Consider the following 22,570-nt stretch of genomic DNA (forward strand, 5'->3'; position numbering starts at 1 on the left):
AACGGGGATCTCGACATCTTGCTGGCCAGGATTTTCCACACAGTTTCGAGATCGGGACGGGAACGTGATCGTGGCCGAGTTCGACGCCCTGGAGCGCGCGAACTCGGCCACGACCGACCGAACCAACTAGGCCACCTTGGTAGCCGACGGAACGAACCGCGCACCCAGCGCCTTCGCTCCGATCACCAGGCCAGCCGCGGCCAGCACGATGTCCTTGAACACGTACTGGGCAGCCAGCGTCGGCGTCCCGGTCGGGAACAGCTCGCCGAACGAGATCACCAGCGGCGACATGATCCCCACCAGTGCCACGGCCAGCACGACCAGCCCGGTCTTCAGCAGCTTGCCGCTCACCAGCGTGAGACCGATGAACGTCTCCATCGCCGCCGTCAGCAGCAGTGCGGCGTCTCCGGACACGATGCCGAACGTCAGCTTCTCGATTGTCTCCACGGCCAGTGCGGCCGCCGGACTCGCTCCGGGAATGAATTTCAAGACCCCGAAGCAGATGAACACCAGGCCCAGGCTGACCCGCATGATGTCGATGCTGTAGCGCGACAGGATCTCGGTCGCCTTGTTCTTCAGCTCGGCAACGTTCTGAACGGTGATGGCAGACATTTCTCAAACCCTCCGACGAAAGCGTGAACTCGACTGCGAAAAGCCTCGTCTGGACAGGGGTTCTGTGAATCCGCTGGAAAGCGGCACTGCTGCTAGGTTGACGGGCGTACGTCGAAGGCCTCGCGGGCGGGCCGAACGACGCTCGCCTACGTCAGCAGACGTACGCCAGGCGTCGCTTGCCAGCGGACGTTCCGGCGAGGCCGACCAACGAGCATTGAGCGCATGAGCATGATGAGGTCACGAATGCCTATGAGGGGCGCGAGGTCGCAGGTCTTCGACGTGATCGTGGCCCTCCTGTTGACGGTCGTCGCGATGGGATCGTCCGGCGCGCTCAGCAGATGGACCCACCCGGACCACCCGATGGACGCAGTGGGCTTCGTCCTGGCGGCCGGGACCGGGCTCAGCCTGATCTTCCGGCGCCGCTGGCCGCTGCCCTCGTTGGCGATCTGCGCGGCGTTCCTGGCGACGTACCTCATCATCGGCTACCCGTACAGCCTGATCTTCCTGCCGTTCGTGGTCGCCGTGTACACCGCCGCCCGCTACCTGCCGCTGGCGCAGGCCGCGCCCGCGAGCTTCCTCGTACTGCTCGCGCTGCTGGCGCACCTGTTCACGAACGACGCGGCACTGAACAGCTTCGCCGGCCTCGGCCCGGCGACCGCCTGGGTGGTCGTCCCGTTCGCGCTCGGCACGACGATCCGCATCTACCGGGAGAACCAGACCCGCGAACGCGCCGAGTCGCTCAGACAGCGGGTCGACGACGAACGGCTCCGGGTCGCGCAGGAGGTGCACGACATCGTCGGCCACGGCCTCGCCGCGATCAAGATGCAGGCGGACGTCGCGCTGCACGTGCTGGCGAAGAAGCCGGAGCAGGCGCAGACCGCGCTGGAGGCGATCAGCCGCACGAGCGGGGACGCGCTCGAGGAGCTCCGCGCCACGCTGGCCGTCGTCCGCCGCACCGGTGACGACGACCGCTCCCCCACGCCGAGCCTCAGCCGGCTGAACGGTCTGCTCAAGCGGATGGACGACGCGGGCGTACGCATCGAGCTCTCGACGTCGGGTGACGAGCGCCCGCTGCCCGATCTCGTCGACCTCACCGGGTACCGGATCGTCCAGGAGGCGTTGACGAACGTTCTGCGCCACTCCGGGGCCGACCGCGCGAAGCTGGGCCTGACGTACGAGACTGGTGCCGTGACGATCGTGATCAGCAACCCGGTGAACGGTGCCCCGTCGCCCGGCAGCGGCAGTGGTATCCCCGGCATGCGCGAGCGCGTGACCAGCCTGGGCGGAACGTTCGCCGCGGGCCCGGACGCCGAGGGCTTCGCGGTGACCGCGACGCTGCCCACTGGGAGGAACTCGTGACGTCTGTCGCCGTCGTGGACGACCAGGACCTGGTACGCATCGGGCTGCGGACGTTGGTGGAGAACGAGGACGACCTGACGTTCGCCGGCGAGGCCGCGGACGGGCTCGCGGCGGTCGCGCTGGCGGAGTCGGCCCGGCCGGACGTGATGCTGATGGACATCCGCATGCCGGGGGTCGACGGGCTGGTCGCGACGCAGCGGATCACGGCGAACCCGGAGCTGGTGGACACCAAGGTGATCGTGCTGACGACGTTCGAGCTGGACGAGTACGTCTTCGACGCACTGCGCTTCGGTGCGAGCGGCTTCCTGCTGAAGGACACCAAGCCCGCCGAGCTGCTGCGCGCGATCCGGCTGGTGGCCGAAGGCGGAGCACTGCTCTCGCCGTCGATCACGCGGAAGCTGGTGGCGGAGTTCGTGTCCCAGTCGCCGCGCTCGCCCAAGCCGCACCCGCAGTTGAACACATTGACGGACCGGGAACGCGAAGTGCTCGCGCTGGTGGGCGAAGGGCTGAGCAACGACGAGATCGCCGAACGCCTGGTGGTCTCGCCCGCGACCGCGCGTACGCACGTGTCGCGGGCGATGATCAAGCTCTCCGCCCGCGACCGTGCGCAGCTGGTCGTCTTCGCCTACCAATCTGGCCTCGCCGGTTAGGCCGCGACCTTCTCGCGTACCAGCTTGGCTGCCTGGCGACGGCCCAGCCAGGTGCGGGACCAGGGCTTGTAGGTCGACAGCACCGTTGCCGCGATCAGCATCAGCACGTGGGTGATCGTCAACGCGAGCAGTGCTCTCAAAGGCGCCTCCTGCACGCCGTTCTGCATGAGAGCGGTGATACGGGGGCCGATCTGGACCGAGGTGATGATCACCGCGATCGAGAGCAGCAGCTTGGTGGCGACCCAGTAGTAGCGCAGTAGGCCGTACTTCGTGCACAGCGACAGCACCACGCCGCTGATCAGCGTCGAGACCGCGGTGACGGGGAACACGATGTTGATCGCGTCCATCGCGAGGAACAGCGCGTCCGCGCGCTCCTGGGTGTCCGCGGCCTCGATCATCAGGCCGATCGCGAGCTTGGAGGCGGCCACCCCGAGCCAGCTCACGCTGACCGCGACGTGCGTCGTCAGCAGCAGCTTGTACAGGCCGGGCGACACGCGGCGGGTACGAGTCGTGGTTGGCATGCCCGCAACGATGCCGGGAGCCGGCCCGCGAATCGTCCGCTACGCAACGGCATTCGACGTACGCAGCGGAACGTACGTCAGGCCGAGGTCAGTCGACGCACGGACCGCTTCGGGCCGAGCTTCGTCGGGCTGATGGTCTCCCGCAGGTACTCCTCGTTCGACGGCCACTGAGCCACATGCTGCGCGCCGGTCGCCTCGTCATAACCGACGTACGTCAGCGAGTCGAGCTCGATCGCGAACAGCGCGAAGTGCCCGACGACCGGCTGCCACCCGGCCGTGGCGGCCATCGCCGTCGCGTAGCGTTCGTGGATCTCGCGGTCCTCCACCAGGCGCACAGTGCCGCGGAGCTTGACCTCGCCAGCCGCCTCGGGTCCGGTGACGATGCTGTGGATCGTGATCCGCGGGTCCCGGTAGAGGTCGAGCGCCTTCGTCGAACGCTGCATCATCGACAGGTACAGCTCGCCGTCCAGCACCAGCGGTTCGACGCCGCTCACGCGGGCGGAGCCGTCCTTGCGCACGGTGCCGACCAGCAGGACGCCGGGCTTCACCAGCTTGTCGTGGGCGAGCGCGGCGAGGGTGGGTTGGCCTCGGGCCAGGTCGTTCCATTTCATGAGTCCTGCCTACAACAGCCCACCGACAGAATCAGTGCGGTTCGGTAGGAGGGTCGTCGCCGCAGGCCAGGGGGCGCTGCACCCAGGCGACGTCGTGCCAGGCGCCGAGCTTCCAGCCGATCCTCCGGTAGACGCCGATGGGCTCGAAGCCCAGCGCCTTGTGCAGGCCCTCGCTTGCTTCGTTCGGCAATGTCATGCCCGCGATCGCGGTGCAGTAGCCGCGCTCGGCGAGCCGGGCGAGCAGTGCCTCGTACAGCAGCCGGCCGCCGCCGGTCCGGCGCCGGCCGAGCTCGAGGTAGACCGAGACCTCGCAGGACCAGCGGTACGCCGCCCGCTCCTTCATCGGTCCGCCGTACGCATAGCCGATGACCTGGCCGGCGTCCTCGAGCACCAGCCACGCGTGCGTGTGCATGACCCGGGCGATCCGGCGCGCCATCTCGGCAGCCGAGGGCGGCGAGGTCTCGAACGAGATCGCGGTCTCGCGGACGTACGGCGCGTAGATCGCCGCGCAGGCCTCGGCGTCGCCCAGCCCCGCTTCCCTCAGCAGCATGTAGCCGATAGTAGCGACTTCTGCTCCTATAATCGACAGATGCCCGACGAGCTCTCCGCCAGCCTCGCCACCGCCCTCCGCGACGCCAGGCAGGACCGCGACCTGTCCGCCAACGCGCTCGCCGACCGTTCCGGCGTCTCGCGCGCGATGATCGGCAAGATCGAACGAGGCGAGGCGCAGCCCACCGCCGTCCTGCTCGGCCGGCTCACCGCCGCGCTCGGCATGACGCTGTCGGAGCTGATCGCCCGCGCCGAGGGCGAGCGCCGCTTCGTCCGCGCCGAGGAGCAGGTCGTCTGGACCGACCCGGAGACCGGGTATATCCGCCGCGCGCTCTCCCCCACCACGACCGGCCCGCTCGAGCTGGTCGAGGTCGAGCTGCCGGCCGGAACGCGGATCGCGTTCCCGGCCGACGCCTACACGTTCAAGCACCAGCAGCTCTGGATGCTCGACGGCCAGCTGCACTTCACCGACGGCGACGTCACGCACGCCCTGGAGCGCGGCGACTGCCTCGAGCTCGGTCCGCCCGCCCCCACGGTGTTCCACAACCGCACCCCGAAGACCTGCCGCTACCTGGTCGCGCTGGCCAAGCGACGCAGCTGACGTCATCCGTGGCTTGACATGACGTCATGATGACGTCATAGTGGTGGTCATCAGCAAGCAACAAGACCACAAGGAGTCAGAGATGAACGAGTACACCCACACCAAGCTCGCCACCTGCCGCAACGCCGAGCTCGCCGCCAAGGCTCGTAAGGCCCGTCTGACCAGCAAGAACGCCGCGAAGGCCACCCGCACCAGCTGGTTCGACCGGATCGCCAAGCCGCTGACGCTCGCCGACGTCAGGTGACGTCAGTGGGGCGGCGATCGAACGTCACCGCAGCATGAAGATCCCGAACTGGTGCAGGTTGTCGAGCAGCGGAGCACCGGGAACGTATGACAGCGTGAGCAGCGGCCAGACCAACATAGGCCGGACAGGCGGCGCCGCTCGCAGAACTAGTCTTGAAACATCCCGCTGGACACATTCAGCCAGGTGCCCGTGATCGCGCCCGCGTCGTCGGAGGCGAGGAACGCCGCGGTGGCAGCGACCTCGGCGAGGCGCGGTGACTTCTTCGTCGCCCGCATCGAGTCGAGCTGCTGGTACAGAGCCTGCAGCCCCGCCTCGTCCAGCTGCATGGTCGAGTTCACCGCGTTCAGCCGTTCGAGGGTGAACGTCTCGGGCAGTCCTGCCGTCCAGATCCCCAGCACGCGGACGCCGCGCGGGCCGAGCTCGTGGGCGAGGTTGCGGACGAGGATGTCGGTCGCGGCGTCGACGGGACCGGTGCTCCCCATCATCGGGCTGCCGTGCGCCGAACCGCTGTTCAGCGCGAGGATCACCCCCGAACCCTGCTTGACCATCTGCCGCGCGGCCGCCCGCGAGGTGATGAAGTTCGTCGTCAGCCCGTTCGACACCGCGCGCAGCAGGTCCGCCGTCGTCATGTCGATCAACGGGATGCCCTGCACGTCGCCGCGGCTGATCAGGTTGATCGAGACGTCGATGCTGCCCGCTTGGTCGACGACGGTCTGCGCGTGCTGGTCGACCGCGGCCTCGTCGAGCGCGTCGACCACGGCCACGGACGCCTGGCCACCGGCCTCGGCGATCTGCGCCGCCACCTTCTCCAGCGTCTCCTGGGTCCTTCCGACCAGGAAGACGCGCGCGCCCTCCCGGGCGAACTTGCGAGCGACCTCGCCGCCGATGAAGCCGCCGGCGCCGTAGACGATCGCGTTCTTGTTCTGCAGGGACATCTTGGTGTTCCTCAGCTCTCTTGTCTCGGATGACCACGACGTTAGGCGCGTCCGCCGAGGGGCGAATCCGCACTGGCATCAGTACTTCCGCCGCTCCGGGTAGGGTCGGCCCGTGTTGCGCGGTCGCGAGAACGAACAGGCAGCGATCGACGCGTTACTCGACGGAGCGCGCGCGGGTACGAGTGGCGCGTTGGTCCTTCGTGGCGAGCCGGGCATCGGCAAGACCGCCCTGCTGCGGTACGCCGCCGACCGGGCCGATGGCCTGCGGGTGTTGCGCGGGAGCGGTACGGAGTTCGAGTCGGAGCTGCCTTTCGCCGGCCTGCACCTGTTGCTGCGGCCGGCGCTGGACCGGCTCGACGCGCTCCCCGCCCGGCAGCGCGAGGCGTTGACGAGCGCGTTCGGCCTCGGCGAGGTCGGCGCCGTCGACCGGTTCATGATCGGCGCGGGCGTGCTGTCGCTGTTGGCCGAGCTGGCGGAGAACGAACCCGTCGTCTGCCTCGTCGACGACGCGCACTGGCTGGACCGGGCGTCGGCCGAGGCTTTGCGGTTCGCGGCGAGGCGGCTGGATCGCGAGGGCGTCGTGCTGCTGTTCGCGATCCGCGAGCACGCGACCACGTTCGCGAGCGGTGCTCTCGCGGAGCTTCGCCTCGCCGGCCTCGACACGGCTAGCGCCGGAGCACTGCTCGACGAACGGAACGCCGATCTCCCCGCCGAGGTCCGGCAACGGCTGATCGACGACACCCGCGGCAACCCGCTCGCGCTGCTCGAGCTGCCGGCCGTCCTCGCCAGCTCCGGCGCCCCGCCCGGCCCGATGCCGCTGACCAACCGCGTGCTCGATGCCTTCCACCAGCAGGTACGCAACCTGCCCGCCACCACCCAGACCTGGCTGCTGCTCGCCGCCGCCGACGACACCGGCGAGCTCGCCGTGCTCCGGCCGGCCGGGACAGCGCTCCAGGTCGAGATCACCGATCTCCAACCGGCCCAGGACAGCGGGATGCTCTCGCTCGAGAGCGGTGCTCTCGTCTTCCGCCACCCGCTGCTCCGCGCCGCCGCGTACCACGGAGCACCGCTCGCACCGAGGATCGCCGCTCACCAGGCCCTCGCCACCGCCTACCGGGATCGCGGCGACGTCGACCGCGAGGCCTGGCAGCTCGCGTTCGTCGCGACCGGTCCGGACGAACGGGTCGCCGCCGGGCTCGAACACGCCGCCGACCGCGCGCTCAGGCGCAGCGGGTACGTGGCCGCCGCGACGGCGTACGAACGGTCCGCCCAGCTCAGCGAGTCCACCGAGCAGGCCGTGCGCCGGCTCGCGCTCGCCTGCGAGGCCGGCGCGAACGGCGGCCAGCTCGACTGGGCCCGAGCGCGAGCCGAACGCGCGAGCCGCGACGCCACCGAATCGGAGCTGACCGCCCGGCTCGTCGAGGTCCAGGCGAGCGCCGACTTCGCCCAGGGGGAGCTCGGCCGGGCGCACACGCTTCTGACCACAGGCGCCCGCGCGATCGCCGCCGAGGACACCGATCGCGCGTTCTGGATGCTGATGCGCGCCCTGCACTGTGCCTGGGCGACCCCGACCGACGAACGGCTGCTCGCGGACTCACTCGACGCGTTCGACACCCTTCAGCTCCCCGCCGACGACCCACGGCTCGCGCTGGTCTGGCTGGCCCGGTGGGGCATGGCCGTGCCGCTGGGTCGCGACGTCGACGGCTACCCGCCGCTGGAGGACGTGGTCGCCCGCGCGACCGCCGCGGCGAAGGGTCCGACCGGGCGCATCGAGGTGACGAGCCGGGCGTTCATCTGCGGCCTCGACGACGAGGGGATCGAGGCCGCCATGGCGCTGGTCGCCGAGGCGCGGAACACCGGCGTGATCTACGCGCTACCGGCCGGGCTCGGCTACCTCGCGCTGCTGCACGCGGTGCTGGGCAACCGGCGCGAGGCGCGCATCGCCGCCACCGAGGGGATCGCGATCGCGCGCGACACCGGGCAGCCGCTGTGGGTGAGCTACGCGTCCGGCGCGCTGGCGTACGTCGCAGCGATGCAGGGCGACGAGGTCGCCTGCCAGCGGCACACCGAGGAGGCCGGGCTGCGACTGTCGTTGGGCGTGACGGCCGCGGGCGCGACCTGGGCGCAGTTCGCGCAGGCGTTGCTCGACCTCGGACTCGGACGGATCCAGGGCGCGTTCGATCGCTTGCAGGCTTTGGCATCCGGGCCGACGCGACACCAGAACGCCAACCTGCGCGCCGTTCCCGACCTGGTGGAGGCCGCGACGCGGCTCGGCCGGGTCGAGGAGGTGACGGCGTCGCTCGAGCTGTACGGCCGGTACGCGAAGGCCATGCGCCGGCCGTGGATCGAGGCCCTGTACGCGCGCTGTCTGGCGCTGACCGAGCAGGACGCCGAGCCACACTTCCAACGTGCGTTGACGTTGCACGACGACAAGTCGCGGTTGTTCGAACGAGCGCGGACCGAGCTGCTGTACGGCGAATGGTTGCGCCGCGCGCGCCGGCGGACCGACGCCCGCGAGCAGCTGACGTCGGCGTTGCAGGCGTTCGAGGAGCTCAGCGCCGGGCCCTGGGCGGCGCGGGCGCGCAGCGAGCTGAGCGCGGCGGGTGCGGCGGTCACGCGGACGGCGGCGTCCGACGTACTCGCGGCGTTGACGCCACAGGAGCTGCAGATCAGCCAGCTCGCCGCGCAAGGGATGTCGAACAACGACATCGCCGCGCAGCTGTTCCTCAGCTCGCGAACGGTCGCGTACCACCTGTACAAGGCGTACCCGAAGCTCGGCATCAGCTCGCGGTCGGAGCTCGCGGCCCTACTGTGACGCGCGGCCCTCGAGGTAGCGCTGCTCCGGTGCTGAGAGTGTTGCCTTGGCAGCAAGGCGATAGTGCACCCGCGCGGCCTCGTGGTCGCCGGCGAGGTCGAGCAGATGCGCGCGGACGGCCTCCACGCGATGGTGCCCGGCGAGCGCGGGCTCGTTCTCCACATCGGCGAGTTTCTCCAACCCCGCAAGGGGTCCTTGCACCATCGCGAGCGCGACGATGCGGTTGAGCGTGACCATCGGACCGGGCGCGAGCAGGTCGAGGATGTCGTACAGCCCGAGGATCTGCTCCCAGTCGGTGTCGTCGTACGTCGCCGCTTCGTCATGTACGGCGGCGATCGCGGCCTGCAGCTGGTACGGGCCGGGCATCGCGGTCGGCAGCGTCGCCTCGATCAGCGCGATGCCCTCGGCGATCGCCGCGCGGTCCCACAACGCGCGGTCCTGCTCGGCGAGCGCGACCAGATCGCCTTCTGGCGTGGTGCGTGCGGGCCGCCGCGCATCGGTGAGCAGCAGCAACGCGAGCAGACCGACGACCTCGCCCTCGTCGGGCAGCTGAGCCCACAGCTGGCGGGCCAGCCGGATCGCCTCACCGCTCAGCTCGACCCGGTTGAGCGCGGCGCCGGAGCTGGCGGTGTGGCCCTCGTTGAAGATCAGGTACAGAACGTGCAGCACCGACGCCAGCCGTTCGGGCAGCTCCGCGTTCGGCGGCAGCCGGAACTCCGCGCCGCTCGCCTTGATCCGCGCCTTCGCGCGCGAGATCCGCTGGGCGATCGTCGCCTCGGGCACGAGATACGCGCGGGCGATCTCCGCCGTCGTCAGGCCACCCACCGCACGCAACGTCAGCGCGACCTGCGAAGGGCTGGTGAGCTCGGGATGGCAACACAGCAAGAGCAAAAGCAGCGTGTCGTCAACGGACGACACGTTGGCCACCTCGGTGGGCGCGAGCGCCGCGACCGCCTCCTCGCGGCGCACCCGAGCGGCCTCACTCCGCCAGACCTCGATCCGGCGGCGCGAGGCCACGGTGATCAACCAGCCTTTGGGATTCGCGGGCACCCCTTCGGAAGGCCACTGCGTGGCGGCCGCGAGTAGCGCCTCCTGCACCGCGTCCTCGCAGGCGTCGAAGTCGCCATGGTGGCGGACGACCGCGGCGAGCACCTGCGGCGCGAGCTCGCGGAGCTGCCCCTCGACGTACCCACCCTCGATGGTCACAGCCCGATCGCGCTGAGATCCAGGATCGGGCGAACCTCGACCATGCCCCACTCCGCCTCGGGCAGCATCCCGGCGTACTCGATCGCGCGTTGCTCGCTCTCGCACTCGATCAGGTAGAACCCGGCGAGGAACTCCTTGACCTCCGCGTACGGCCCGTCGGTCGCCGACGTCGCGGTGACCTGACCGTCGCGTACGGAGACCCGCTTGCCCGCATCGGGCCCGGGCAGCGCCTCGGACACGATCAACGCGCCGGTCTCGTTGAGCTTCTGGATCAGCTCGTGATGCCCGCCCGCGGTCCGTTGGTCCTCCGGGATCGACATCCAGTAGTCCCGCAGCGCTTGGTTGGAGTAGAGCATGATCAGATACTTCACGGGCCCGATTGTCTCACCGAACCAGATGTAGGCAGCTGGCTCGCCGACATGGGCAGGTGTTGCCGATGCTCGGGCCTTGGCTTGGGGCGCACTCTTGAACGTGTCGAGGGACCGCCGCGCCGGGGTCCGTGCCCTAAAACGATCCCGCCCCGGCGCGGCGCTTGGCCGGCCTTGGCTCCCACCCAAGCCAGGGCCGGCCGGACTACTTCGGGGTCACCTCGACGTTGCGGTACGACGCCGTGCCCGCGTGGTTGCGGAGTCCGGCCATCCCGGTGGGGAACGAGTCGTACGGATCGGTGAACGTGGCCGTCGTCGCCTCCCCACCCGCAGAAGGGCGCAGCGTCGCGGTCAGCCGACTCCCGTCGACCCGCAACGACAGCCGATACCAGTCGCCGGATCGCACCCCGCCCCTGACCGGCACCGAGACGAACGGCACGTACGCGTACTCCTGCCGCGCGATCGTCAGCTGCTGCGAGGCGAGGTCGACGAACGCGTGGTACCCGTGGTGCGAGTCCGCGCCGTCGGACGGATCGCTCACGCGGGCGAGCACTCCGGCGTTCCCTGCCGCCGACGTGATCCGTACGTCCGCGCTGATCGTGTAGTTCGCCCAGCCCGTCGAACCGGTCAGCGCCTTCGGGCCGACCCCGCCGCCGCAGGACTCGACGTACGTCCCCGCGTCGACGGCCCAGCACCCGCCGTAGGTGTTCCAGCCGGCGTCCCCGTTCGTGGCGAACGCGTCGGTGAACGGGAGCACGCCGACGCTCGCCGTCCCGGTCGCCTCGCCGCACGGGCCGGACGCGCCGGTGCTCGTCGGGGCGCTGAGCCGGAGCACGCCCGGTGCGCCGTCGGGCATCAGCGCCGGGCTGTAGTTGGCGTTACAGCTGGGCGAGGCGTTCGAGATCCGCCACGGCGCCGGCGCCCAGTCCCGCCGGCCGGTGCCGTCGCCGGTGTTGAGAAGGACGGCGCGATAGTCCTCGCCGGTCAGGTCGTCGCCGACCGTGGAGAAGACGTGCTGGCCCGCGAGGACGAGCTGGCCGCGGCCCCCACCGGTCGGCACCCAGGTGACGTACGGGCTGTGGCCGAGGTAGCGGCCGTCCGACGACTCGGGGCGAAGGCCGAGGTCGGTGGCGGGCGACCAGCGCGCACCGTCGTTCGAGAACTTCAGCCGCACCTCGCAGTGCGGCCGCCCGCAGACCTCGAACGCGAGCACGTACCGCCGCTTGTCGCCGAGCTTGACCACGGTCGGCATGCCCGGCCGATCGCCGGCCACGGCGCTCGCGACGTCGCGGACGACCGGGCCCCACGTCTCGCCCCCGTCGGTCGAGACGGTGTGCACGATCATCTGGCTGTGGTCGGGTGCGTCGCGCTCGTCGGCGAAGTACATGAGCAGCCGGCCACGGTCGTCGAGGGTGAGGAACGGTTCCCAGATCCCGCGCCCGAACGTCCCGCCCCGCTGCACCTCCCCGATCGGCGTCCAGGTGACGCCGTGGTCGGTGGAGCGCCAGGCGAAGAACTCGGTGTACGAGCCGTCCGCCGGGACCTTGTTGCCGACGAGCAGCAGCGTGCCGGCCGGGTAGCCGGCGATCGCGCGCGGGAACTCGAACAGGTACGGCTGCCACATCCGCGCGACCGGGTGGCCCGGCCCGGTCTCGTCGTCGCCGACGCGGGCGAGGGTCGACCAGGTCGCGCCGTCGTCTTTGCTGGAACGGATGACGAACTCCGACGCCCGGCCGTCCTCGAACCAGTGCTCGAACGTCCCCAGCAGCTGCCCGTTCTGCGCCCCGGCGTGCCGCAGCCGGATCATCCGCGCGTACGCGTTGGACTCCGCGGACGTCTCGGGTGTGTAGAAGAGGTTGCCGGGCGAGTCGGCCACGGCCACTCCTGGAGGTTCGACGGCCACCGTGAGGCTGGCCAGGGTCACGAGCGGAACGAGCAGGCGAAGGAGCCGTCGCACGATGAACCTCCCACGGGTGGAGGACGCATTACAACGTGGCTTACCACGTCGTAACGGCCGCGCGACACCCCGCCGACCGCAATCGGCTAGGAGGGTGTGGACCCGCTCAGACCGTGAGGAAGAAGCCGCGGATGCCGCCGCCGGCCCAGGTGGGCCAGATGTGGGCGCCGCTGTGTTGGCACCAGTACACCCGGCGGGTCACGCCCGGCCAGCGGACGCACGGCGCCGGTTTGGTCGCGATCGGGTCGGTGCCCTGATACTCGCTCATGTGCAGCCAGTACTCCAGGCTCCACCGCCCGGCCTCGATCTTCACCACTTGGTCCGCCGAGCCGTGCACGATCATCGCCGCGATGCCCTGCCGGCACGAGGACGTCTGCGGCCCACCGCCGGCCACCGGCGCGATCGCGCGGAACATGCCCGGCCGGTAGCAGGCGAGCGAGTTCACCATGAACCCGCCGTTGCTCTTGCCCGCCGCGAAGAACCGGGCCGGGTCCACGCAGTGCTTCGCCTTGAGCTCGGCGACCAGCGCGTCGAAGTACGGGAAGTCGACGCCCGCCGGGTCGACGTTCCAGCCCACGCCACCGGCCTCGGGCCAGTACGGCGCCTGCGGGTAGACGTAGAGCGCGGGATAGCTGTTCGTCAAGCCCATATAGCGATTCGCGTTCTGCGCAGTGTCGCTGCCGCCGTGCAGCCCCATGATCACCGGCACCGGCGTGGACGGCTTGACGCTCGCGGGGATCGCGATCAGGTACGTGCGTTTGACGCCGTTCACCGTGATGCTCCGGTTGAACGTGCCGGGCGTCACCGCCTTGCCGCAGCCAGCCGATCCGGCCGCGTTCGCTACGGGTGCCGCGACGAGGGCGGCGAGGAGGACACCGAGGACAACTACGACGGACGCAACGGACCGGGTCGTTTGAGGCACGCCGCAGTATGAACCCCGAACGCTGCCGAGTCAGGACATCCCGTCCTGAACCGGCCAGTTCCGTACCCGATGCGTCCCGTCCGGCAGCCGACCGGTCCGGCCCTGCTTGTGCAGCAGCTCGAGCAACGGGAGCGCGACGCGTCGGGTGGTGCCGAGCGCCTCGCGCGCCTGGCTGAGCGTGAACGGTTGCGGCAGCTCGCCGAGCATCTCGAGCGCGCGGTCGAGCGCGGTGGGCAGCAGCACGACGGTGTCGGCGAGCCGCACCAGCCGGCCGGCGCGGGCGGCGACCGCCAGCTCCCGTGGCCCGAGCGCGAGCTCGGCCAGCCGATCGGCGGTCGGCGCCGCGAACGGGTCCGCGACGAGCTCGCGCTCGACGATGCGGACGAGCACGTCGAGTTCGCGCGGGAGACCCTTCGCCTCGGTCAGGCCGGCCTCGTCGATGAGTTCGGGCACGACCTCGGCGGGAACGTCGAGCTGCTGACGCAGCACCTCGATCGGGATCCCGCCGGCGAGCGGGTTTTCGCCTTGCCAGCTTGCGAATTCCGTTCTTGCCCGGTCCAAGAGTCGCGACCACGCCTCGGAATCGACGAGCCAGTCACCGGCGAGCTGCCGGCCGGTGGGTTCGAGGCCCATGGCGCGCAGCTCGGCGGCGCGCACGAAGGTCCGGTCGCGCAGCTGCGACGCCGCGGCGTCGAACTCGGCCAGCGCGGCGGCCCGTTCGATGGCGGCACCGCGTCGCCGCAGCGCCGGTGGGTGAACGTCGAGCACCTCGAGCCCCGCGGCGATGAGATGCCGGCCGGGATCGCGGAGCAGCGCCCGGTCACCGACCCGCAGCGGCAACGGCTTGGCGAGCTGAAGCCGCGCGGTGGTCGCGTCGAGTGGTCGTACCCGCGCCGGCACGGCCGCGGAGCCGAGGTGGAGGACGAGCTCGCGCGGGAGGTCTTCGAACGTCCGCAGCCGAACGTCGATCGTGTCCGTGGTCCACCAGGAGTCCGGGGTGAGGAGCGCGTCACCACGGCCGACCGCCGAACGTTCGAGGCCGCGGAGGTTGACCGCCACGCGCGCGACGGCCGTCGCCACGTCGACCTCGCTCTCGAGCGACTGCAGCCCGCGCACCATCACGCGCTCGCCGTGCAGCTCGAGCTCGTCGCCGACCCGCAACGTTCCCGCGGCGAGCGTGCCGGTGACCACGGTGCCGACGCCCCGTACCGAGAACGACCGGTCGACCCACAGCCGCACGTCGGCAGCAGCATCGGGAACGGGCAGCCGGAGCGAAGCGAGCGCAGCCCGAACGTCGGAGATCCCCGCGCCGGTCTTCGCGCTCACCGCGACCGAGGGAATGTCGGCCAGAGACGTCCCAGCGAGGTGCCGTCTCGCCTGCTCCAGTGCGGAGTCCGGCTCCGCGAGGTCGCACCGGGAGATCACCAACAGCCCGTGGCCGACCGCCAGCGCGTCCAGCGCCGCGAGGTGCTCAGCGGACTGCGGCATCCAGCCCTCGTCGGCCGCGACGACGAACACGCAGGCCGGGACGGGCCCGACGCCGGCGAGCATGTTCGGGACGAACCGTTCGTGCCCCGGAACGTCGACGAACGCGAGCTGCTTGCCCGTCGACAGCGTGGTCCAGGCGAACCCGAGGTCGATGGTGAGCCCGCGCCGCCGTTCCTCCGCCCACCGGTCCGGCTCCATCCCGGTGAGCGCCCGGACCAGCGTGGACTTGCCGTGGTCGACGTGCCCGGCGGTGGCTACGACCTGCATGGCGCTCGCCTCGAGAGGTGGCGGAGGCGGACGGGAATCGAACCCGCCAGCGACAGCTGCTGCCGCTCACCGGTGTTGAAGACCGGGCCGGCCACCAGACCGGAGACGCCTCCCTGCATCGGCCCATTCTGTCGGCTCGTCCTGGGGCACGGCGTGGACCGGCTTGGTGAGCAGGTAGTACGACAGCGCGGCGACCAGCAGGCCGACGCCCCAGACCGTGTAGCCGCCGATGACCGCGAACGCCCACCACACCGGGTACACGCCGACGCCCTGGGTGATCGTCGAATGGATGCCGGCGAGGCCGAAGTAGCCAGTCATGCCACCGCCCACGAGCAGAGCGGGCACAATGACCAGCCAGCGCGGCACGTTCCGGCCGGCGAACGGGAGCACCCACCGCGGCCAGATCCGCCCCCAGCGATGCACGAGCGCGAGCGGCAGCAACGTCCCCGCGACGAACATCAGGAACGCGAACACCGTGAACGGGTTGACCAGTGGCGTGAACAGCGCGCTGACGTCCTGTCCCGGGAAGCCGGTGATCGCCTGCGCGCCGAAGCGGGACAGGCAGCCGGCCATCGCCGCGTACCCGGCGACCCACCCCCACCACGGCGTCGGCGAGATGCGGCTTTCCGGCGAACGGCCGTGCACCCGGCCGCACTCGGCGCATGCGCCCCGCGCCTGCCGTTGGGCATCGATCGCGACGAGGATCGTGAGCACCCCGGCGACCACACCAGAACCGCGGGCGACCAGCCCGACGACGTCGGTCCCCCACTGGATCAGCACGGAGGCGAGGTTCAGCGCGAACAGGAACGAGTACGCGACCAGCCCCGCGCCGGCGAGCCACCCGAGGATCGCGCTGACCCACGGCGACCGACCACGGACCGCGAGGACGCTCGCCACCGTCGCGCCCACGGCGAGCCCCACCGGCAGCCACGGCGCGTCGAAGTACGACTCCCGGTCGATCACCTGGAACGTCGGCGCGTGCCCGAGCGCCCACCACGCCCGCACCGCGCCGTACCCGACCACCCAGACCACCGCGACGTACGGCACCCAACTCCGCCAGTTCTTCATAGCTCGAGCTTGGCCGGAAGGCCGGCAAGCCGACTCCACCGAACGGGTGAAGGCTCGCGCAGCGCAGGCGAAAGCCTCAGCCGTTCGGGCTACCGAGTCCGGACTTTGACGTCAGTATGACCTTGACCTGACGTCGTATTGACGTCATAGTGCCGTGCATGACCGATCCCAGCTTCGTGCCCGCGATCGAAGAGTCCCGCAAAGCGTTCGGCGTCCCGGGCGTGAGCTGGGCGGTGATCGACGGCGGCGAGATCGCCCTCCAGGGCCAGCTCGGCGTGCAGACCAACGGCGACCCGACGCCGGTCAGCGCCCGGACCCGGTTCCAGGCGTGCTCGATCAGCAAGCCGATCGCCGCGCTCGCGATGCTGCGGCTGGTCGACCGCGGGTTGCTCGACCTGGACGAGGACATCAACGCCAAGCTAACGTCCTGGCGGCTCCCCCGCAACTCCGACTGGCAGCCCGTCGTCACCCTGCGGCACCTCACCAGCCACTCGGCCGGGCTCACCACCTCCGGGTTCCCCGGCTACAAGCGCACCGACCAGCTCCCCACCACCGTGCAGATCCTGACCGGCGTCGACCCCGCCAACACCTTCGGCGTCCGCGTCGACACTATCCCCGGTACCCAGTTCCGCTACTCCGGCGGCGGCACGCTCACCATGCAGCTCCTGCTCGAGGACGTCACCAGGACGCCGTTCGCCGACCTCATGCGCGAGCTCGTGCTCGACCCGCTGGGCATGACCGACAGCGACTACACCCAGCCCGCGCCGAAGGACGTCCACGACGTCCTCGCCACCGCGCACCACCAGGATGGCGACCCGGTCGAGGGCGGCTGGCACGTCTACCCCGAGCAGGCGACCGCCGGCCTCTGGACGACCCCGGTCGACCTCTGCAAGTACGCCCAGGCCGTCCGCGCCGCGTACGCGGGCGCCGACGGCGCGCTGATCTCCCAGCGGCTGGCCACCGAGATGCTCACCCCGCAGGTGATCGCGTCCGACCGGATCGGTGGGCTGAACGCGCTCGGGCTCGGGCCGTTCCTCACCACCGACGGCGCGCCGAGGTTCGGGCACAGCGGCGGGAACGAGGGCTTCCGCTGCCACCTGCTCGCCTACCGCGACGAGGGCCTCGGCGCCGCGGTGATGACGAACTCCGACAACGGCGGCTGGGTCGTCCAGCGCGCGTACGTCGCCATCGCCGCCGCCCAGGGCTGGCCCGACTACCCCACCGAGCTCGACGAGCCGGACCCGCCGCACGACGACGAGCTCGCCGCCTGCTCCGGCACGTTCCGACTCCGAGCCGGCTTCGAGTTCACCGTCGAGCCCGCCGACACCGCGCTGAGCGTCACGTTCGCCGGCCAGGCACCGATGGACTTCAGCCCGCTCGGCCACACCAAGGACGGCGCGTTCCAGTTCGGCGCGAACGAGACCGAGACCATGCTGCGCCTCGCGAACGGCGAGCTCACGTTTGTGCAGAACGGCCAGGACGTCGCCTGCGAGAAGCTCTAACTGTCCAGGTGCCGAGCGAACCACTCGGTCGCGAGCCGCTCCACCGCCGCCGCGTCCGCGGTCTGCGGACCCGTCCAGCGCGGCGAGCCCCCGCCGAGCGAGCCGCCGAGCAACCCGAGCGGACCCGCCTCGATCCCGTACTCGGACCGCACAGTGGCCAACGCCGGCCCGAACTCCGCCACCGCCTGCGTCGAAACCGGCCCGTGCACGCGCAACACGGCGTCGTCCAGGATGAGCTCCATCAGGCCGTCCAGCCCACCATTCGGGAGGCGCTTCCCGGAGAGCGGGAGCCCGACGTAGAACCGCCACGCGTCGACGCCGTCCAACGGCAACGCGGCGGCGAGCGCGGTCTCCGAACGCGGCGGATCGAACGGGTGCCAGGCCACGATCATGGGTGCGTTTGGTCGCGCTCCGCCAGCGGGAGGGAACGCAACGTACGGCACTCCGGCGGCGTTTCCGGCCAAGGGCTCTACGGCGGGCATGGCGGCAAGACTAGGAAAGAATCGTCAAGCAGCACGGAGAATTCTGCTCACAGCCGAAACGACCGCGCGATAGGGAACCGATCCCACATCAATCCCGTCCTGCGGGAACTTTCCGACGAACGATTGCGCCTTGCCGAGAGATGGTTACCGGAGTAGACATGCGCCCATGGTCGAGTTACCTGGGGGCTCGACTCCGACCCAAAACCGCTGTGGCGTGTGCGGGCGGAGCGTGACTGCGGACGGGATTCGCGAGGTGGTGCAGGACTCTTCGTTCCTGCATCCGACCGATCCACTCCAAGACGGCCTTCGCACGTTGGTCGCCTGCGACAAGGACCACTTCAACGAGCTCGCCGCGCCGATTCGGGAACGGGCGTACGCCGACGAGGAGCTCTGGGCGGGCAAGGTGTCGCGCGCGGTCCAGCAGGCCTGGCCGGGCGGTGTCTGGGGCGAGGAGCTCGAACGCGCGACCGGGCTCACGGCGAAGCAGATCGTCCGCGCCGCCGATTGGAACAAGGCCCGGACCAGACACCTGGGCCTCTAGAAGCAAGCCGAGCTAGGGCCGGTGCACGGCCAGGATGCAGATGTCGTCCTGGTTCGGCTGGTCGATCGCCGCGTTCAAGGCTTGACCGCACAGCTGGTCGATCGGCAGCTCCGGCCGATCCATCAACTCCCGCAGCGCTTCCAGCCCCTCGTCGATCGAGCGATCTCGCCGTTCGATCAGCCCGTCGGTGTAGAGCAGCAACGTCGACCCGTGCTCCAACCGCGTCTCGTGGCTCGGCCGGATGATCTCGGCGCCGACGATGCCCGTACCGAGCGGCACCGAGAGCCCGTCGGTCAGCAGGAACGGCCGCCGCGCGCTCGGCACGGTCACCAGCGGCGGCGGATGCCCGGCGTTCGCGTACACGAGCCGGCCGTCAGGCTCGAGGATCGCGTAGATCACGGTCGCGATCCGCTCGCCGCCGATCGCGGGGATCAGCCGGTCGGTGCGGTCGAGCACCTCCGACGGCGCGTGCCCCTCGGTCGCGTACGCGCGCATCGCCACCTTGAGCTGGCCCATGAACGCGGCCGCGCCGACGCCGTGCCCCATCACGTCGCCGATCACCAGTCCGGTACGCCCACCGGGCAGTTGGATCACGTCGCACCAGTCGCCGCCGACGCCGCTGTGCGCGCTGCTCGGCTTGTACTCCATCGTGATGTTGAGCCCGTTCGGCGACGGCACCTTGGCCGGCATCAGCGACTGCTGCAGCGTCAGCGCGGTGTTGTGCTCGCGTTCGTACAGCAGCGTGTTGCCCAGCGAGGCCGCCGCGAGCTGCCCGAACTGCGCGAAGACAGCCTCCTCGAACGCGGTGTACGGAGTCCGCCGCCAGACGGCGAACAAGCCGTCGTGCGCGGCCGCCGCCAGCCAGTAGAGGTACGGCTCCTGGTCGTCCCAGATGCCTCGCGCGGTGTCGGCCCCGGGGAGCTTGGGGAAGCCTTCGGTGCGCGGCGGGATGTCGCCGACGGTCGCTTCCTGGTTGCTCAGCTGCACGGTGGCGCCGTCCGCGGACAGCAGCTGGGCGCCGCTCTTGGCGAGCTGCAGGAGCCGCTCACCCACCGGCACCTCGACCGACGCGTCGACGAACGACTGCGCGAGCGCGTGCAGGTGGCTGACGTGCGCCCGCTCGACCTTGATCCGTTCCGCCGCCTCGACGAAGCCGCGGGTCGCCATGTCCAGCGCGGCGAGGCTCTGCAGCAGGAACGGCAGCGCCGCCTCCCAGATCGCCGCGGCGTCGGCCCCCGACGGAGCCTCGCGGACGAGCCGGGAGATCGTCCGGTGGTGCAGCTCGGAGATGTCGAGCACGGACAAGTTGTCGGCCAGCGCCTGCCGGCCGAGCTCGTGCGCTCGTTCGAGGCTCTCCTCGTCGTGCGCGCCGTCTGTGGTGTCGCGTACGTACACGGCGAGCGCGGTCTCGTACGCGGTCTCGAACGCCAGCGACTCGAGCGTCATCGGGCGAGGCCCCGGTAGCGCGCGGCGAGCACCAGCGCGTCGTCGGTTTCCTTCCGGCAACGGATCAGGATGTCGTCCGCCAGACTCGGCACCTCCTGGGCGAGCGGCGGATCCTCGATGAAATGCGGGCGCAGGCCGTCGGTTCCGAGTAGCAGCACATCGCCAGGATGCATGGTCACGCCACGGATGTGCATGGTGGGCGGCAACTGATGTCCGACGATGCCGGCGCCGACGAGCGCGACCGCGAGGCTCGTCGAGCCCACCGGCGCGTTCCGCAGCACCGCGCCGAGCACGTTGCCGACGCCGAGCCAGGTGAGCTCACCGTCGTCGAGAGAGAACCTGGCGAGCGTCATCGCGACCCCGCGGGTCTCGGCCAGCGACTGGTGACACAGGTACATGAGCGCGTCGAGCGGCTCGCCGCCGTTCGCGTTGAGCACCTTGATCGCCTCGAACGCCGCCTCCGCCGCGACCGGGCCGTGCCCGAGCCCGTCGATCACGGCGAGCAACGCGGAGTCGCCCGCGTCGACCACGACGTACTGGTCCCCGGAGACGTCCTGGCCGGGCATCGGCCGTCCCGCGATCGCCCACTCGATCGCGCCGACCTGCCCCGAGTCACGCATGTCGGGGTGCCCACATCCGCATGGTCACGGTGGTGCCCTGGCCCACGATCGAGTCGATAATGAACTCGTCCATCACGCGGCGCGCTCCGGGCAGTCCGAGGCCCAGGCCACCGCCGGAGGAGTAACCGTCCTGCAGCGCCTGGTCGGTGTTCGCGATGCCGGGGCCGGAGTCGACGGCCTTGACCTCGAGCATGCTGCGACCGGCCCGCTGCACTATCGACAACCGGATCTCGCCGTGGTCGGCGTAGCTGGTGATGTTGCGCGCCACCTCCGAGATCGCGGTCGCGATCATCGTCACGTCGGTGAGGGAGAAGCCGAGCTGGGAGGCGAGCTCACGCCCGGCCTGACGAGCCGCCACGATGTCGTCCGGGTGCGCGACTCGTACGACCATCTCAGCGGCCATCAGTGCGGCCTACGCCAGTACCGCGCCGGTTGAGGTGCGCTAAACCTTCTTCCAAGTCGAGGGCGGTCGTGATGTCTTCGAACGTGATGCCGAGCTGGACCATCGCGAACGCCACCTCGGGCTGGATCCCGACGATCACGGTCGCGGCGCCACGCAGGCTGGTCATGTGCGAGATGGTCCGGAGCGAGCGGGCGGCGAAGGAGTCCATCACGTCCATCGCCGTGACGTCGACGATGATGCCGGTCGAACGGAACCGTCCGACCTGCTCCATCAGGTCGTCCTGCAGGCGCTGGGCATCGGTGTCCGACATCGCCGCCTGAATGGACGCGATGAGGTACGTGCCCTGCTTGAGAATAGGTACCGGCATAGCCGCTCACACACCACCGAGCGTGATCATCGGGAGTCCGAGGACTGCCCGGCGTGCCTGACCTCGTAGCCGAGCAGGCGCTCGGCCTCTTCGATGCCACCCTGCAGGTCACCGACCGCGTTCATCTTCGACAGGTCGACGCCGATCGTCACCAGCGTGAGCGCGATCTCCGAGGACAGGCCGGTGATGATGACGTTCGCGCCCATCAGGCCGGACGCGTCGACGGTCTGCACCAGGTGGTTCGCGACCGTGGAGTCGATCTCCGGCACACCGGTGATGTCGATGACGACGACCTTCGCGCGGTTGCCGCGGATCGCGCGAAGCAGCTGCTCGGTGAGCTGCCGGGCGCGCTGGCCGTCGAGCACGCCGATGATCGGGAGGATCAGCAGTCGTTCGCGGACCTGGAGGACCGGCGTCGACAGCTCGCGGATGGCCTCCTGCTGCTGGCGGATGACGCGTTCGCGCTCCTGGACGAACGAGACGCCCACGGTGTTCGCGATCCGGTTCGCGGCCGGCTCGTACGCGTCGAGCACGCGGTTCAGCAGCTCGAAGTCGCCCTGGTACTTCTCGAACAGGCTGCGCGCGAGAACGTCACGCAGCAGCAGCACGATGCCGAGGACCTCGTCGGTCTCGACGCCTCGCGGGATGATCCGCTCGGACAGGTCGCGCGCGTAGTCCTGCAGCGCCTCGACGCTACCGGTCTCGAGCACCTCGACGTAGTTGTCGTACACCGACGTCGCCTCGGAGAAGATCTCCTCTGGCGTCATCGCCGTCAGCAGGCGAGTGTCGGTGATCCGGCGCGCCCACTCCTCGCGCAGGAACGTGCGGTTCTGCCTCAGGTGCTCGACGAGCTCCGGCAGCAGACTCTCGGTGGATCGTTCGCCGGACATCTACCGTCCTCCTACCCATGCGATCTCGACGGGACCTTACCGTCTCGCCTGGTGAGGGGGTACCTGGGCAAGCCCAAGCGGCGACGTACCGGTTCGTCCGAAACCGCCCCGTACCCACTCAATGCCCGGTACCAAACCCCCGGAGC

At 70.3% G+C, this 22,570-nt stretch carries 24 protein-coding genes and 1 tRNA gene; 7 read left to right on the top strand and 18 right to left on the bottom strand.

The genetic code is table 11. The features are described from left to right. Positions 1–126 precede the first annotated feature (126 nt). Positions 127–612: a DoxX family protein gene (locus JOD67_RS00235; protein WP_205113714.1), complete on the bottom strand. Its 486-nt coding sequence runs from the start codon at positions 610–612 to the stop codon at positions 127–129. A 243-nt stretch (positions 613–855) separates the two neighbouring features. Between JOD67_RS00235 and JOD67_RS00240 the strand changes: the two genes are divergently transcribed. Then, on the top strand, positions 856–1,971 hold the full coding sequence (locus JOD67_RS00240; protein WP_205113716.1) for a sensor histidine kinase: 1,116 nt from the start codon (positions 856–858) through the stop codon (positions 1,969–1,971). Continuing rightward, positions 1,968–2,621: a response regulator gene (locus tag JOD67_RS00245; RefSeq protein ID WP_205113718.1), complete on the top strand. Its 654-nt coding sequence runs from the start codon at positions 1,968–1,970 to the stop codon at positions 2,619–2,621. Before JOD67_RS00240 ends, JOD67_RS00245 begins: the two co-directional genes overlap by 4 nt. On the opposite strand, the gene JOD67_RS00250 is transcribed toward JOD67_RS00245, so the two are convergent. The 3 genes from JOD67_RS00250 to JOD67_RS00260 all read right to left on the bottom strand — a co-directional run bounded on the left by JOD67_RS00250 (position 2,618) and on the right by JOD67_RS00260 (position 4,303). Then, positions 2,618–3,142 (bottom strand): hypothetical protein, encoded by a 525-nt coding sequence (locus JOD67_RS00250; RefSeq protein WP_205113720.1) that lies wholly within the window; start codon positions 3,140–3,142, stop codon positions 2,618–2,620. The two genes, JOD67_RS00245 and JOD67_RS00250, sit on opposite strands and share 4 nt — an antisense overlap. A 77-nt stretch (positions 3,143–3,219) precedes the next feature. Continuing rightward, positions 3,220–3,753 (bottom strand): pyridoxamine 5'-phosphate oxidase family protein, encoded by a 534-nt coding sequence (locus JOD67_RS00255; protein ID WP_205113722.1) that lies wholly within the window; start codon positions 3,751–3,753, stop codon positions 3,220–3,222. Between the two features lie 31 nt (positions 3,754–3,784). Beyond that, positions 3,785–4,303: a GNAT family N-acetyltransferase gene (locus JOD67_RS00260; protein ID WP_205113724.1), complete on the bottom strand. Its 519-nt coding sequence runs from the start codon at positions 4,301–4,303 to the stop codon at positions 3,785–3,787. 39 nt (positions 4,304–4,342) lie between these two features. Here JOD67_RS00260 and JOD67_RS00265 point away from each other — a divergent pair, with 39 nt between their 5' ends. Both JOD67_RS00265 and JOD67_RS00270 read left to right on the top strand, forming a co-directional pair. Next, a complete protein-coding gene (locus tag JOD67_RS00265) occupies positions 4,343–4,903 on the top strand; it encodes a helix-turn-helix domain-containing protein (protein WP_205113727.1) in 561 nt (186 codons plus the stop codon). Positions 4,904–4,985: 82 nt separating this feature from the next. After that, positions 4,986–5,147 (top strand): hypothetical protein, encoded by a 162-nt coding sequence (locus JOD67_RS00270; RefSeq protein ID WP_205113729.1) that lies wholly within the window; start codon positions 4,986–4,988, stop codon positions 5,145–5,147. Positions 5,148–5,293: 146 nt separating this feature from the next. Here the strand turns inward: JOD67_RS00270 and JOD67_RS00275 are convergent, their stop codons facing one another. Beyond that, positions 5,294–6,082 carry an SDR family NAD(P)-dependent oxidoreductase gene (locus tag JOD67_RS00275; RefSeq protein ID WP_205113731.1) on the bottom strand — a complete coding sequence of 263 codons (789 nt, stop codon included), beginning with the start codon at positions 6,080–6,082 and terminating at the stop codon, positions 5,294–5,296. 112 nt (positions 6,083–6,194) lie between these two features. On the opposite strand from JOD67_RS00275, the gene JOD67_RS00280 reads away from it, so the two are divergent. Beyond that, on the top strand, positions 6,195–8,897 hold the full coding sequence (locus JOD67_RS00280; protein WP_205113734.1) for a helix-turn-helix transcriptional regulator: 2,703 nt from the start codon (positions 6,195–6,197) through the stop codon (positions 8,895–8,897). Here JOD67_RS00280 and JOD67_RS00285 read toward each other — a convergent pair. The 7 genes from JOD67_RS00285 to JOD67_RS00315 form a co-directional block, all read right to left on the bottom strand. Next, positions 8,889–10,103: an RNA polymerase sigma factor gene (locus JOD67_RS00285; RefSeq protein WP_372442317.1), complete on the bottom strand. Its 1,215-nt coding sequence runs from the start codon at positions 10,101–10,103 to the stop codon at positions 8,889–8,891. The two genes, JOD67_RS00280 and JOD67_RS00285, sit on opposite strands and share 9 nt — an antisense overlap. Next, positions 10,100–10,474: a YciI family protein gene (locus JOD67_RS00290; protein ID WP_205113736.1), complete on the bottom strand. Its 375-nt coding sequence runs from the start codon at positions 10,472–10,474 to the stop codon at positions 10,100–10,102. The genes JOD67_RS00285 and JOD67_RS00290 overlap by 4 nt, the downstream gene beginning before the upstream one ends. A gap of 202 nt (positions 10,475–10,676) precedes the next feature. Beyond that, positions 10,677–12,428 carry an exo-alpha-sialidase gene (locus JOD67_RS00295; protein WP_205113738.1) on the bottom strand — a complete coding sequence of 584 codons (1,752 nt, stop codon included), beginning with the start codon at positions 12,426–12,428 and terminating at the stop codon, positions 10,677–10,679. Between the two features lie 106 nt (positions 12,429–12,534). Next, complete coding sequence (locus tag JOD67_RS00300) at positions 12,535–13,350, bottom strand: CE1 family esterase (protein ID WP_205113740.1); 816 nt, start codon at positions 13,348–13,350, stop codon at positions 12,535–12,537. Between the two features lie 30 nt (positions 13,351–13,380). Continuing rightward, entirely contained in the window at positions 13,381–15,105 is a 1,725-nt protein-coding gene (gene selB / locus JOD67_RS00305) for a selenocysteine-specific translation elongation factor (RefSeq protein WP_205113743.1), read from the bottom strand. A gap of 18 nt (positions 15,106–15,123) precedes the next feature. Next, positions 15,124–15,218: transfer RNA gene (locus JOD67_RS00310), tRNA-Sec, on the bottom strand. Beyond that, entirely contained in the window at positions 15,172–16,173 is a 1,002-nt protein-coding gene (locus tag JOD67_RS00315; protein WP_205113745.1) for a hypothetical protein, read from the bottom strand. The genes JOD67_RS00310 and JOD67_RS00315 overlap by 47 nt, the downstream gene beginning before the upstream one ends. Before the next feature lie 158 nt (positions 16,174–16,331). Between JOD67_RS00315 and JOD67_RS00320 the strand changes: the two genes are divergently transcribed. Next, positions 16,332–17,675, top strand: a complete 1,344-nt coding sequence (locus JOD67_RS00320; RefSeq protein ID WP_205113747.1) for a serine hydrolase domain-containing protein — start codon at positions 16,332–16,334, stop codon at positions 17,673–17,675. On the opposite strand, the gene JOD67_RS00325 is transcribed toward JOD67_RS00320, so the two are convergent. Next, positions 17,672–18,157, bottom strand: coding sequence for a hypothetical protein (locus JOD67_RS00325; RefSeq protein ID WP_205113749.1), 486 nt, complete (start codon positions 18,155–18,157; stop codon positions 17,672–17,674). The genes JOD67_RS00320 and JOD67_RS00325 overlap by 4 nt on opposite strands. Positions 18,158–18,386: 229 nt before the next feature. Here JOD67_RS00325 and JOD67_RS00330 point away from each other — a divergent pair, with 229 nt between their 5' ends. Further along, on the top strand, positions 18,387–18,698 hold the full coding sequence (locus JOD67_RS00330; RefSeq protein WP_205113751.1) for a hypothetical protein: 312 nt from the start codon (positions 18,387–18,389) through the stop codon (positions 18,696–18,698). A 12-nt stretch (positions 18,699–18,710) separates the two neighbouring features. Here JOD67_RS00330 and JOD67_RS00335 read toward each other — a convergent pair whose 3' ends face one another. The 5 genes from JOD67_RS00335 to JOD67_RS00355 are packed head-to-tail and all read right to left on the bottom strand — an operon-like array spanning position 18,711 to position 22,424. Continuing rightward, on the bottom strand, positions 18,711–20,144 hold the full coding sequence (locus JOD67_RS00335) for a PP2C family protein-serine/threonine phosphatase (protein ID WP_205113753.1): 1,434 nt from the start codon (positions 20,142–20,144) through the stop codon (positions 18,711–18,713). Further along, entirely contained in the window at positions 20,141–20,764 is a 624-nt protein-coding gene (locus JOD67_RS00340; protein WP_205113755.1) for a SpoIIE family protein phosphatase, read from the bottom strand. Before JOD67_RS00340 ends, JOD67_RS00335 begins: the two co-directional genes overlap by 4 nt. After that, positions 20,757–21,167 (bottom strand): anti-sigma regulatory factor, encoded by a 411-nt coding sequence (locus tag JOD67_RS00345; RefSeq protein ID WP_205113757.1) that lies wholly within the window; start codon positions 21,165–21,167, stop codon positions 20,757–20,759. Before JOD67_RS00345 ends, JOD67_RS00340 begins: the two co-directional genes overlap by 8 nt. Beyond that, the gene (locus JOD67_RS00350) at positions 21,157–21,534 is read right to left on the bottom strand and encodes an STAS domain-containing protein (RefSeq protein WP_205113759.1); all 378 of its coding nucleotides are present in this window, start codon (positions 21,532–21,534) and stop codon (positions 21,157–21,159) included. The genes JOD67_RS00345 and JOD67_RS00350 overlap by 11 nt, the downstream gene beginning before the upstream one ends. A 26-nt stretch (positions 21,535–21,560) precedes the next feature. Continuing rightward, positions 21,561–22,424, bottom strand: coding sequence for an STAS domain-containing protein (locus JOD67_RS00355; RefSeq protein ID WP_205113762.1), 864 nt, complete (start codon positions 22,422–22,424; stop codon positions 21,561–21,563). Positions 22,425–22,570 lie beyond the last annotated feature (146 nt).

The organism is Tenggerimyces flavus (assembly GCF_016907715.1).
In the GTDB taxonomy this organism is placed as follows: Bacteria; Actinomycetota; Actinomycetes; order Propionibacteriales; family Actinopolymorphaceae; genus Tenggerimyces; species Tenggerimyces flavus.